At 56.8% G+C, this 11,902-nt stretch carries 11 protein-coding genes; 5 read left to right on the top strand and 6 right to left on the bottom strand.

What is annotated here, in order from left to right; genetic code table 11:
• The first annotated feature begins 45 nt into the window (after nt 1–45).
• Nucleotides 46–1,629 carry an MFS transporter gene (locus DG357_RS14135; RefSeq protein WP_088205064.1) on the top strand — a complete coding sequence of 528 codons (1,584 nt, stop codon included), beginning with the start codon at nt 46–48 and terminating at the stop codon, nt 1,627–1,629.
• A gap of 4 nt (nt 1,630–1,633) precedes the next feature.
• Nucleotides 1,634–2,773 carry a beta-galactosidase BglB gene (gene bglB, locus DG357_RS14130; RefSeq protein WP_088205095.1) on the top strand — a complete coding sequence of 380 codons (1,140 nt, stop codon included), beginning with the start codon at nt 1,634–1,636 and terminating at the stop codon, nt 2,771–2,773.
• Between the two features lie 34 nt (nt 2,774–2,807).
• On the opposite strand, the gene argS is transcribed toward bglB, so the two are convergent.
• The gene (gene argS / locus DG357_RS14125) at nt 2,808–4,541 is read right to left on the bottom strand and encodes an arginine--tRNA ligase (protein ID WP_028013635.1); all 1,734 of its coding nucleotides are present in this window, start codon (nt 4,539–4,541) and stop codon (nt 2,808–2,810) included.
• A 239-nt stretch (nt 4,542–4,780) separates the two neighbouring features.
• Here argS and DG357_RS14115 point away from each other — a divergent pair, with 239 nt between their 5' ends.
• Complete coding sequence (locus tag DG357_RS14115; RefSeq protein ID WP_045631220.1) at nt 4,781–5,341, top strand: VOC family protein; 561 nt, start codon at nt 4,781–4,783, stop codon at nt 5,339–5,341.
• A gap of 78 nt (nt 5,342–5,419) precedes the next feature.
• The gene (gene cutC, locus DG357_RS14110) at nt 5,420–6,163 is read left to right on the top strand and encodes a copper homeostasis protein CutC (RefSeq protein ID WP_028013633.1); all 744 of its coding nucleotides are present in this window, start codon (nt 5,420–5,422) and stop codon (nt 6,161–6,163) included.
• A 120-nt stretch (nt 6,164–6,283) separates the two neighbouring features.
• Here cutC and cmoB read toward each other — a convergent pair whose 3' ends face one another.
• From cmoB to DG357_RS14085, 5 genes are read right to left on the bottom strand one after another with little or no spacing between them, the layout of a single operon-like run.
• Nucleotides 6,284–7,255, bottom strand: coding sequence for a tRNA 5-methoxyuridine(34)/uridine 5-oxyacetic acid(34) synthase CmoB (gene cmoB / locus DG357_RS14105; RefSeq protein ID WP_028013632.1), 972 nt, complete (start codon nt 7,253–7,255; stop codon nt 6,284–6,286).
• Nucleotides 7,252–7,995 (bottom strand): carboxy-S-adenosyl-L-methionine synthase CmoA, encoded by a 744-nt coding sequence (gene cmoA / locus DG357_RS14100; protein ID WP_045260318.1) that lies wholly within the window; start codon nt 7,993–7,995, stop codon nt 7,252–7,254. Before cmoA ends, cmoB begins: the two co-directional genes overlap by 4 nt.
• Before the next feature lie 40 nt (nt 7,996–8,035).
• A complete protein-coding gene (locus tag DG357_RS14095) occupies nt 8,036–8,431 on the bottom strand; it encodes an MAPEG family protein (protein ID WP_028013630.1) in 396 nt (131 codons plus the stop codon).
• Nucleotides 8,432–8,483: 52 nt separating this feature from the next.
• Entirely contained in the window at nt 8,484–9,302 is an 819-nt protein-coding gene (locus DG357_RS14090) for a DUF72 domain-containing protein (RefSeq protein WP_088205063.1), read from the bottom strand.
• Nucleotides 9,299–9,865, bottom strand: coding sequence for a hydrolase (locus DG357_RS14085; RefSeq protein ID WP_088205062.1), 567 nt, complete (start codon nt 9,863–9,865; stop codon nt 9,299–9,301). Before DG357_RS14085 ends, DG357_RS14090 begins: the two co-directional genes overlap by 4 nt.
• 264 nt (nt 9,866–10,129) lie before the next feature.
• On the opposite strand from DG357_RS14085, the gene aspS reads away from it, so the two are divergent.
• Nucleotides 10,130–11,902 carry an aspartate--tRNA ligase gene (aspS, locus tag DG357_RS14075; RefSeq protein WP_028013627.1) on the top strand — a complete coding sequence of 591 codons (1,773 nt, stop codon included), beginning with the start codon at nt 10,130–10,132 and terminating at the stop codon, nt 11,900–11,902.

Below are 11,902 nucleotides of genomic sequence, written 5' to 3'. Positions count from 1 at the left end.
CCTTACTTGCAGGGAGTCTCCCAAATTTGCTTAGGGTTGACGGCAATGAAAACACGTAAAATTGGACTCGCAAATTATCTTGCTTACGGGGCAGGCGATTTTCTCGGGGCCGGTACGACCGCCCTGACGGCGGCCTGGCTTTTGTATTTTTATACCACCTTCTGTGGACTCACACCGATTGAAGCAACCTTCATCTTTGCCGCTGCGAGGGTGCTGGATGCTGTTGTCAGCCCGTTAATGGGCTTTTTGACGGATAACTTCGGTACGACCTGGGCTGGAAAGCGCTTTGGTCGCCGTAAGTTCTTTATCCTGCTAGGCATTCCGTGCGTGTTCAGCTACTCGTTGATGTGGGTGGGGGACATGAATTTCTGGTACTACCTGCTGACCTATCTGGTGTTTGATATTGTCTACACCATGATTCTGGTGCCTTACGAGACGCTGGTGCCGGAAATGACCGACGACTTCAAACAGAAAACCAAGTTCTCCGGGGCGCGTATTTCTATGGCGCAGATGTCAGCGATTCTGGCCTCCTTCCTGCCGGGGATCCTGCTCACCCACTTCGGTAAAGACAATGCCGTCTCATTCTTTTTCGCAAGCCTGGTTTTCTCCGTGCTGTGCGCCCTGATGCTGACCTTTGTCTGGTTCTTTACCTGGGAGCGCCCGCGTGAGGAGTGGTCTGAAGCGGCGCTGCGTGCCGAAGAAGAGAAGAAGAAACTGACGCTGGGGCAAAGCATCAATCGTCTGTTTGTCGAATTAAGCTCTACGCTGCGCATCAAGATTTTCCGCCAGCATCTTGGCATGTACCTCGGCGGCTACATCGCACAGGACGTATTTAACGCAGTCTTCACCTACTACGTGGTGTTTGTGCTGATGCAGGAAGCGTCAATGGCGTCCAACCTGCTGGGCACGATGGCTATCTTCCAGTTCCTCGCCGTGATCGGGATGATCCCGCTGTGTATTCGCTTCGGACCTGCGCCGTCCTACCGCATGGTGGTGGTGCTGTTTGGCCTGGCGTCTCTCTCTTACGCCATGCTCTATTACGCCGGTCTGAGCGACGTCTACGCTCTGCTGTTGCTGATCTCAGCGGTGGCTGGGCTGGGTCGCGGCGGTATTAACTACGTGCCATGGAATACCTATACCTACATTGCTGACGTGGATGAAGCGATCACCGGCCAGCGCCGGGAAGGGATTTTCGCCGGCATCATGACCCTGACCCGTAAGGCGTCACAGGCCGGTGCGGTGATGCTGGTGGGCATCGTGATGCAAATGTCCGGCTTTGTCAGCGGTCAGAAGGTACAGCCTGCGGAAGTGAGCCACACCATTCTGCTGATCCTGAGCGTGGGCACCATCCTGGTGCTGTTCTGCGGTTTCCTCGTTTCCCTGCGCTTCAGGCTTAATTTGCAGACCCACAGCACGCTGCGCGAGGAGACCGCGAAAATGCGTGAGTGTGGTCATGCGATGCCGGAGTCAGCGACGCCACACGCCCGCGCCACCGTCGAGATGCTGGCCGGTATGCCTTATGAGTCACTGTGGGGCAATAACAACATCGGTTATCTGAATCGCAATAAGCCAGCGGCATCTTCGCTGAAGGATCGCGCGGTACTCAATTCGACATACAACAGAGGTTAAGATGATGAAAGTTTGGCCTGTCAAACATAGCCCGCTATTGCGTCAGCCAGAGCGTTTTATCGCCCGGGACGAGCTGAAATCGCTGATTCAAAAAGTGACGCACAACCTGGTCAATATCCACGACAAAACGGGTGAATTTTTGCTGCGGCTGGACGACGGGCGCGTGATCGACACCAAAGGCTGGGCCGGATGGGAGTGGACGCACGGCGTCGGCCTGTATGGCATCTGGCAGTATTACTGCCAGACAGGCGACGAAGGGATGCGCAACATTATCGACAGCTGGTTTGCCGACCGCTTTGCGGAAGGCGCCACCACCAAAAATGTCAATACGATGTCGCCGTTCCTGACGCTGGCCTATCGCTACGAAGAGAGCAAAAACCCGGCCTGGCTGCCGTGGCTGGAAAGCTGGGCGGAGTGGGCGATGAATGAGATGCCACGCACCGAACATGGGGGCATGCAGCACATCACGCTGGCGGAAGAGAATCATCAACAGATGTGGGACGACACGCTGATGATGACGGTGCTGCCGCTGGCGAAAATCGGCAGGCTGCTGAATAAGCCGGAGTACGTAGAGGAGGCGATCTATCAGTTCCTGCTCCACGTGCAGAACCTGATGGACCGGGAGACGGGGCTGTGGTTCCACGGCTGGAGCTACGACGGCAATCATAACTTTGCCCGGGCCCGCTGGGCGCGCGGCAACAGCTGGCTCACCATCGTGATCCCCGACTTCCTCGAACTGATTGATCTGCCTGAAAACAACGCCGTGCGCCGTTATCTGGTGCAGGTGCTGAAGGCGCAGGTCGCCGCGCTGGCAAAATGTCAGGACGAAAGCGGGTTGTGGCATACGCTGCTGGACGATCCGAACTCGTACCTGGAGGCATCCGCCACGGCAGGGTTTGCCTACGGGATCCTGAAAGCGGTGCGGAAGCGCTATGTTGAGCCTGAATATGCTGACGTTGCTGAAAAAGCGATTCGCGGCATCGTGAAAAATATCTCGCCGGAAGGGGAGTTGCTGCAAACGTCGTTCGGTACGGGCATGGGCAGCGATCTTGATTTTTATCGCCAGATCCCGCTGACGTCGATGCCGTATGGCCAGGCGATGGCGATTCTCTGTCTGACAGAGTATTTGAGGAAATACTTCTGATAATAAAAAACCCGGCGTTTGCCGGGTTTCTTTTTTACATACGTTCTACGGTTTCGATACCCAGGGTATCCAGACCCAGCTTCAGGGTCTTCGCCGTCAGCTGAGCCAGCTTCAGGCGGCTGTTACGCACCGATTCATTTTCTGCAGACAGAATAGGGCAGTGCTCGTAGAAGCCGGAGAACAGACCCGCCAGATCGTACAGGTAAGCACACATCACGTGCGGCGTGCCGTCACGCGCGACAACCGTCAGCGTCTCTTCGAACTGCAGCAGACGCGCCGCCAGCTGTGCTTCACGATCTTCCGTGATGGTCACTGTCGCATTCGCCAGCACGCTTTCATCAATGTTCGCCTTGCGGAACACGGAGAGCACGCGGGTATAGGCGTACTGCATGTACGGTGCCGTGTTGCCTTCAAACGCCAGCATGTTGTCCCAGTCGAAGATGTAGTCGGTGGTGCGGTTCTTGGAAAGATCCGCGTATTTCACCGCGCCGATACCGACGGCGTTGGCCAGTTTTTCCAGTTCGTCAGCAGGCATGTCCGGGTTCTTCTCTGCCACCAGGCGACGGGCGCGCTCCAGCGCTTCGTCCAGCAGATCGGAAAGCTTCACGGTACCGCCCGCGCGGGTTTTGAACGGCTTGCCGTCTTTACCCAGCATCATGCCGAACATGTGGTGTTCCAGCGGCACGCAGTCCGGCACGTAACCGGCTTTACGCACGATGGTCCACGCCTGCATCAGGTGCTGATGCTGACGGGAGTCGATGTAGTACAGCACACGGTCGGCGTGCAGGGTTTCGTAACGGTATTTCGCACACGCGATGTCCGTGGTGGTGTAGAGGTAGCCGCCATCCTTTTTCTGGATAATCACGCCCATCGGTTCGCCTTCCTTGTTTTTGTACTCATCAAGGAACACTACCGTTGCGCCTTCGCTCTCCACCGCCAGGTTTTTGGCCTTCAGGTCCGCCACAATGCCTGGCAGCATCGGGTTGTACAGGCTTTCACCCATCACGTCGTCGCGAGTCAGGGTCACGTTCAGACGGTTATAGGTAAGCTGGTTCTGGGACATGGTGATGTCAACCAGCTTGCGCCACATCTCGAGGAAGTATTGATCCCCGCCCTGCAGCTTCACCACGTAGCTGCGTGCGCGCTCGGCAAAGGCTTCGTCTTCGTCATAGTGCTTTTTGGCTTCGCGGTAGAACCCTTCCAGGTCCGCCAGCGCCATTTCACCCGCGTTTTCCTGCTGCTGTTTTTCCAGGTAAGCAATCAGCATGCCGAACTGGGTGCCCCAGTCGCCCACGTGGTTCGCGCGGATCACCTTGTGACCGAGGAATTCAAGGGTGCGTACCGCGGCGTCACCGATGATGGTGGAGCGCAGGTGGCCTACGTGCATCTCCTTCGCCACGTTCGGGGCAGAGTAGTCGACCACCACGGTCTGCGCTTCCGGCTGGGAAACGCCCAGACGGTCAGACTTCAGCGCCGCGTCAACGTGGCTCGCCAGGAACGCAGGCTCAAGGAAAATATTGATAAAGCCCGGACCAGCAATTTCGGTTTTGCTGGCAATGCCGGAAAGATCCAGATGCGTCAGTACCTGCTCAGCGAGCTGTCGCGGCGGCATGCCCAGTTTTTTAGCCACTGCCATCACGCCATTAGCCTGATAGTCGCCAAACTGTACTTTTGCTGACTGACGAACCTGCGGTTCGCAATCCGCAGGTGCGCCTGCGGCAATCAGTGCCTGACTGACTTTTTCGGAGAGAAGAGCCTGAATATTCACCTGGATACCTTACGTTTTTGATGCGGGCTTACAACCGCCCGCGCCAGTTAAAGAATTTAGGGCGGGAGTATACTGCAAATGCCTTCTGGCGTCAGCATTGCGGGGCCCGAAGATTGCTCAGAATCCAGGCTAAGAAAGCGTGCATAACCATGCAGTCATAAAAAGCCGGATTCTGCGGTTGGTCAAAACGGGGCAACGGAGTAAATTAGCGGCTTTGCGACACGAAAAGAGACTGACTTATGGCGAACTGGCAATCCATTGACGAACTGCATGATATTTCCGCAGATTTACCGCGCTTCACAAAGGCGTTCACAGAACTTGCCACCCGTCTTGGTCTGGATATCGTGCCGCTTGCGGCGGATCACATTTCCTTGCGCTGCCACCAGAATGCCACCGCCGAGCGCTGGCGTCGCGGGTTTGAACAGTGCGGCGAGTTGCTCTCTGAGAACATCATCAATGGACGCCCCATTTGTCTGTTCAAACTGCATGAGCCGGTGAACGTGGCGCACTGGCAGTTCACCGTGGTTGAACTGCCGTGGCCGGGCGAGAAACGCTATCCGCACGAAGGCTGGGAGCATATCGAAATCGTACTGCCGGGTGAGCCGGAAACGTTGAACGCGCGCGCCCTGGCCCTGCTGTCAGACGACGGGTTAAGCAAGCCGGGGATTTTTGTGAAGACGAGTTCACCCAAAGGCGAGCGCGAGCGTCTGCCTAACCCGACGCTGGCCGTGACGGACGGGCAGGTGACCGTGAAATTTCATCCCTGGACCATTGAGCAGATCGTTGCCAGCGAAGCCTGAGAGTTGTGATTCGTCGCTGAGACACGAAACGAGAGGCGTGCCATGATGGCGCGTTAAGCTGATTTTAAGGAGAAGCAGATGGCGCTGCTGGAGATTTGTTGTTACAGCGTGGCGTGTGCCGTAACGGCGCAACAGATGGGAGCTGACCGTATTGAGCTATGCGCCGCCCCGAAAGAAGGGGGGTTAACGCCTTCATACGGCGTGTTGAAGTCTGCCCGCCAGGCCGTCACCATCCCGGTCCACCCGATTATTCGCCCTCGCGGCGGCGATTTTTGTTACACGGCGGGCGAGTTCAGTGCCATGCTTGAAGATATCGCGCTGGTTCGTGACCTGGGCTTCCCGGGGCTGGTGACCGGCCTGCTTGATGAGGATGGTCACGTCGATCTGCCGCGGATGCGTAAGGTGATGGACGCCGCGAAAGGAATGGCCGTCACCTTTCATCGTGCGTTTGATATGTGCAAAGATCCCCTGCAAGCATTTGATACGCTTGCCGAACTTGGCGTGGCGCGCGTCCTGACATCGGGACAGCAGTCTTCGGCGGAAAAAGGTCTGCAATTAATTACGGAACTAAAAGCACATTCCGGTGTTCCAATAATAATGGCGGGTGCGGGAGTCCGTGCCAGCAATCTGGAACGGTTTTTAAACGCCGGGGTGGAAGAGCTTCACAGCTCTGCGGGGAAATGGATACCTTCACCCATGCGTTATCGCAATACAGGGCTGTCAATGTCGACGGATGCTGAAGCGGATGAATATTCTCGCTACGGCGTAGAGGGAGAGTCGGTTGCGGAAATGAAGTCGCTGATTGAGCGTCATCACGTGTAGCAACGTACCGATTTTTACCGCGCATCATGTCGCCCAATATGATGCTTGCTTGTACCAGGCCCCTGCAATTTCAACAGGGGCCTTTTTTTATCCCCTCACCCCACGGGGCAGAGGGAAAAACTACGGCTTGGTCGCAATCAACACCGCACGCATCGGTGCAGGATAGCCTTCAACGGTTTTGCTGTGGTCGGCCGGGTCGAGGAACTGCTCCAGCGATTCGGTGATCATCCAGTCGGTGCGGCGCTGCTCTTCGATAGACGTTACGCAAACATCGGCAATGCGAACATCCACAAATCCGCATTTCTCCAGCCAGTTTTTCAGCGCCAGCGCGGACGGGATGAAGTAAACGTTGCGCATCTGCGCGTAGCGATCGCCCGGCACCAGAACCGCATGCTCATCGCCTTCAATCACCAGCGTTTCCAGCACCAGCTCGCCGCCGCTGACCAGCTGATCTTTGAGCTGCCACAGGTGTTCAAGCGGGGAACGACGATGATACAGCACGCCCATTGAGAAGACGGTATCGAACGCTTTCAGGGCAGGGAGCTGCTCTATGCCCAGCGGCAGCAGGTGCGCGCGCTGGTCGTTGCCGAGCAGTTTTCGCACTGCCTCAAACTGGCACAGGAAGAGCTGCATCGGGTCGATGCCGACCGCCAGATGGGCTCCCGCGCCAATCATGCGCCACATGTGGTAACCGCTGCCGCAGCCTACGTCCAGAATGGTGCGCCCGGTCAGGTCGGAAAGGTGCGGCAGTACGCGATCCCACTTCCAGTCTGAGCGCCACTCGGTATTGATGTTCACGCCGTACAGCGAGAACGGCCCTTTGCGCCACGGCATTAAATTACGCATCAGCGTTTCGATGCGGTTGATCTGCCCGGCAGGGAGCGGCTCTGCGCTTTCCGCCGTCACGCTGTGCAGTAAATCCAGACGATGCGGCGTCAGCTCCGGCAGATACTCCACGGCATTTGACCACTGCTTTAACAGGCCGTGCTGCTGATCGCGCTGCCAGGCGGCAATCTGCGCCGGCAGGGTCTCCAGCCAGTGGGAAAGATGGTTTTTAGCAATCAGCTGATAAAAGTTGCTGAATTCAATCATGCGGCATCCCCGGCTTTTAGCGCCACCAGAGAGCCAAAGTTAAAGCACTGGAACCACAGTTCGCTGTGCTCAAAACCGGCTTTGTGCAGGCGCGCTTTATGGGTTTCCACGGAGTCCGTCAGCATCACGTTTTCCAGCATGCTGCGCTTCTGGCTGATCTCCAGCTCGCTGTAGCCGTTCGCCCGTTTGAAATCGTGGTGCATGTTGAACAGCAGCTCGCCTACTTTGGCATCCTCAAAGCTGAATTTTTCAGAAAGCACCAGCGCGCCGCCGGGATTCAGCCCCTGGTAAATTTTGTCCAGCAGCAGCTGGCGGTCTTCAGGCACCAGGAACTGCAGGGTAAAATTCAGCACTACCATCGAGGCGTTGTTAATCTCGATCTCGCGGATATCGCCTTCCACCACGTCCACCGGAACGGGGGCTTTGTACGCGTCAATATGGCGACGGCAGCGTTCCACCATGGCCGGGGAGTTATCGACGGCAATGATTCGGCAGCCATCGTGATGAATGTTACGACGTACCGACAGCGTTGCCGCGCCGAGCGAGCAGCCCAGGTCATAGACCTGCGTACCGGGTTGAACGAAGCGCTCAGCCAGCATACCGATCATAGAGATAATATTGGAATAACCGGGAACAGAGCGCTGGATCATATCCGGGAAGACTTCGGCTACCCGTTCATCGAAGGTCCAGTCGCCCAGGCTGGCGATAGGCGCGGAAAAAAGCGTGTCGCGATCTGACATAACGTAAAAATCCGGGAAAAATAAAGTGGCGTATTGTGCGCTAATGGAGGGAGAAAACCAACTCCCACGGCATATACCACAGGTTAGCCAGCACCATCAGCAAAAGCGAACACCAGGTCGCGCTCATGCCGGAACGACGCCAGCGGAATAAACGGTGGTGAAAGCCGTAATAATGCATTAACCGGCCAGCAATAAGCATCAGGCCACAAATATGCACCATCCAGGTTTCCGCGCCATTCATCTCCATAAACAGCAGCAGGATGAGAGCAACGGGAATGTATTCCACCGCATTACCGTGAATGCGAATAGCGCTTTGCAGTTCGGAGAAACCGCCGTCGCCGTAAGAGACGCGGTACTGCATCCTGAGGCGCACAACATCAAATGAAAATTTAATCAGCAGTAATGCACCTAACACCGCATACAGCGCGCTGACCATACTAACTCCCTGTTTTTTGGCAGATGGCACTTCACTATGATAGGGGGTGATATCAGAAAAGAGAAGATTGTTGTGGGATGGAAGGGACGCTGCCCACGGACGACACCGCGGCCTGCAAGGCCTGCCACAGAGCATCGACCAGTTCGGGCGCCTGAGCAATATCCGGCGTGTGCAAAAAGAGGTACGGCGTGGTGGTGTGCTCCCAGCTCGCGAGTTTTTGCAGCCAGACGGCGAACATCGCCTGATTTTGCTGCATATTGTCGCTGCCGATGAACCTGACCATCGGGTTCTGTGCGGTCACGATGGCGTGGACCGGCACTTTCGGTTTTTTACGCTGAGCATCAACGATGGCCTCGTTATGCGGTACCGCGCTGTGCACCGGACGACTGTCGAGGATCACCCGGTTAACGGAACGATCCAGCAGGCCCCGGTTGAGCGCTTTTTCGGCTTCGCCTTTCGCAAAGAAGTCCTGGTGTCGGACTTCCACGCCGTAGGTGAATTCGCGGGGCAGGGCATCCAGAAACTGCCACAGGGCGGGCAGATCGCGCGGGCCAAACGTGGCGGGAAGCTGGAGCCAGTATTGTCCAATTCGGTTCGCCAGCGGCGACATGCGCGTGAAAAATTCTTCCGTTAAGTCCCCGCAGTTGCGCAGCGCGGCCTGGTGGGAAATGGTCGCCGGAAACTTAAAGCAGAAACGGAAATCGTCCGTTGTTTGCTCCCGCCAGCGTTCGACTATCTCGGCTTTGGGCAGCGCATACAGCGTGGTGTTACCCTCGACGCAGTTAAAGTGTCGGGCATACTCTTCAAGGCTGGTAATGCCCAGGCGCACCCATTTCGGGTGCGACCACTGGGGCAGGCCCACGTACATCATAGCGCGCTTAAAATCTCATCCGTGCTGCGCACGCGTCCGATGCGCGGGAAGATATGGGTCATGCTGCCCTGATGCTGCTCCGCGGAAGCCGCGCTGCAGGCATCTTCAGCAATCACCAGATTAAAGCCCAGCTCCCAGGCGTTACGGGCTGTCGATTCCACGCCGATGTTGGTGGATATGCCGCACAGAATAATGGTGTCGATACCCCGGCGGCGAAGCTGCAGCTCAAGGTCGGTCCCGTAGAACGCGCCCCACTGGCGTTTAGTCACTTCGATATCGCTGTCGCGTTTGCCCAGCGACACCGGGTACGTCCACCAGTTTTCCGGCAGGGCATGTGCGGGTGCCTGGGCATCAACGGGCTGTTTTAACGCTTCGGCGAAATCAGCGGACCAGCCGACGCGCACCATGACCACAGGGGCACCGATGGCGCGGCACTTCTCGGCCAGGCGAGCGGCGCGACTGACGACTTCATCCGCTGCGTGTGGGCCACCGGCGAAGGGCAGGATCCCTTCCTGTAAATCAATCACAACAAGCGCGGTTTTGCGGGCATCAAGTGTTAACATCGTCACTCCAGGTAAATTAATCACTTCCGTAACACCTTACGACGTGATGACCTGTTATCGGTCGGATAATTTTGTTAATTTTTGTGAGAATGCGCAATAAGAGTGCAGCAAACGACCGTCTGGCGGTGGTTCGCTCTTATCGTCCGGCGGAATTTCCAGTATAATAGCCGCCTTTTTTCATCCAGTTGTGACATACAGAAAGCTGCGACATAGTAGCCTGCATACCAGGCGACATTTAGCCTGCGGCTAATTAAGGGATATCTCATGCGTACAGAATATTGCGGGCAGCTGCGTCAGTCCCACGTCGGACAGCAGGTCACCCTGTGTGGTTGGGTCAACCGTCGTCGTGATCTTGGTAGCCTTATCTTCATCGATATGCGCGACCGTGAAGGTATCGTTCAGGTGTTCTTCGACCCGGATCGCGCAGATGCGCTGAAGCTGGCCTCTGAGCTGCGTAATGAGTTCTGCATTCAGGTCACCGGCACCGTGCGTGCGCGTGACGAGAAAAACGTTAACGCAGACATGGCGACGGGCGCTATCGAAGTGCTGGCGTCCGATCTGGTTATCATCAACCGTGCCGAAGCGCTGCCGCTGGACTCCAACCACGTCAACACTGAAGAAGCGCGTCTGAAATACCGCTACCTGGATCTGCGTCGTCCGGAAATGGCTCAGCGCCTGAAAACCCGTGCGAAAATCACCAGCCTGGTGCGTCGCTTTATGGATGACCACGGTTTCCTCGATATTGAAACCCCGATGCTGACCAAAGCCACGCCGGAAGGCGCGCGCGATTACCTGGTGCCATCCCGCGTTCATAAAGGCAAGTTCTACGCGCTGCCGCAGTCACCGCAGCTGTTCAAACAGCTGCTGATGATGTCCGGCTTCGACCGCTATTATCAAATCGTTAAGTGCTTCCGCGACGAAGACCTGCGCGCTGACCGTCAGCCAGAATTTACCCAGATCGATGTTGAAACTTCCTTCATGACCGCCGAACAGGTGCGTGAAGTGATGGAAGCGCTGGTGCGTAGCCTGTGGAACGACGTGAAGGGCGTTGAGCTGGGCGATTTCCCGATCATGACCTTCGCCGAAGCGGAACGTCGCTACGGCTCCGACAAACCAGACCTGCGTAACCCGATGGAGCTGGTGGACGTAGCAGACCTGGTGAAATCCGTTGAGTTCGCGGTATTCGCGGGACCGGCTAACGATCCGAAAGGCCGCGTGGCTGCCCTGCGCGTACCGGGCGGCGCGGCGCTGAGCCGTAAGCAGATTGATGACTACGGCAACTTTATTAAGATCTACGGCGCGAAAGGTCTGGCCTATATTAAAGTGACCGAGCGTGCGAAAGGTCTGGAAGGGATCACCAGCCCGGTGGCGAAATTCCTGAACGCGGACATCGTGGAAGCGATCCTTGAGCGCACCGGTGCGCAGGACGGCGACATGATCTTCTTCGGCGCAGACAACAAGAAAGTCGTTGCGGATGCGATGGGCGCGCTGCGTCTGAAGCTCGGCAAAGACCTGAACCTGACCGATGAAAGCAAATGGGCGCCACTGTGGGTTATCGACTTCCCGATGTTTGAAGACGACGGTGAAGGCGGCCTGACCGCGATGCACCACCCGTTCACCTCGCCAAAAGAGATGACGGCGGCAGAGCTGAAAGCGGCGCCGGAAGAGGCAGTGGCAAACGCTTATGACATGGTTATCAACGGCTATGAAGTGGGCGGCGGCTCCGTGCGTATTCACAGCGGTGAAATGCAGCAGACCGTGTTCGGCATTCTGGGTATTAACGAGCAGGAGCAGCGCGAGAAGTTTGGCTTCCTGCTGGACGCCCTGAAGTACGGCACACCGCCGCACGCGGGTCTGGCCTTCGGTCTCGACCGTCTGACCATGCTGCTGACCGGCACCGATAACATTCGTGACGTTATCGCCTTCCCGAAAACCACTGCCGCAGCGTGTCTGATGACCGAAGCGCCAAGCTTTGCCAACCCGGCAGCGCTGGCCGAGCTGGGCATTGAAGTGGTGAAGAAGGAAGAGAAAAACTGA

This window comes from Enterobacter bugandensis, from assembly GCF_900324475.1.
Lineage (GTDB): Bacteria > Pseudomonadota > Gammaproteobacteria > Enterobacterales > Enterobacteriaceae > Enterobacter > Enterobacter bugandensis.
This window is presented reverse-complemented; position numbering and strand designations above follow the sequence as displayed.

Excerpts from the sequence above, each read along its gene's own strand:
- DG357_RS14090 (WP_088205063.1), bottom strand. The coding sequence starts at position 9,302 with ATGATGTACGTGGGCCTGCCCCAGTGGTCGCACCCGAAATGGGTGCGC.
- DG357_RS14085 (WP_088205062.1), bottom strand. The coding sequence starts at position 9,865 with ATGTTAACACTTGATGCCCGCAAAACCGCGCTTGTTGTGATTGATTTA.
- DG357_RS14115 (WP_045631220.1), top strand. The coding sequence starts at position 4,781 with ATGGCGAACTGGCAATCCATTGACGAACTGCATGATATTTCCGCAGAT.
- bglB (WP_088205095.1), top strand. The coding sequence starts at position 1,634 with ATGAAAGTTTGGCCTGTCAAACATAGCCCGCTATTGCGTCAGCCAGAG.
- DG357_RS14095 (WP_028013630.1), bottom strand. The coding sequence starts at position 8,431 with ATGGTCAGCGCGCTGTATGCGGTGTTAGGTGCATTACTGCTGATTAAA.
- aspS (WP_028013627.1), top strand. The coding sequence starts at position 10,130 with ATGCGTACAGAATATTGCGGGCAGCTGCGTCAGTCCCACGTCGGACAG.
- cutC (WP_028013633.1), top strand. The coding sequence starts at position 5,420 with ATGGCGCTGCTGGAGATTTGTTGTTACAGCGTGGCGTGTGCCGTAACG.
- DG357_RS14135 (WP_088205064.1), top strand. The coding sequence starts at position 46 with ATGAAAACACGTAAAATTGGACTCGCAAATTATCTTGCTTACGGGGCA.
- cmoB (WP_028013632.1), bottom strand. The coding sequence starts at position 7,255 with ATGATTGAATTCAGCAACTTTTATCAGCTGATTGCTAAAAACCATCTT.
- cmoA (WP_045260318.1), bottom strand. The coding sequence starts at position 7,995 with ATGTCAGATCGCGACACGCTTTTTTCCGCGCCTATCGCCAGCCTGGGC.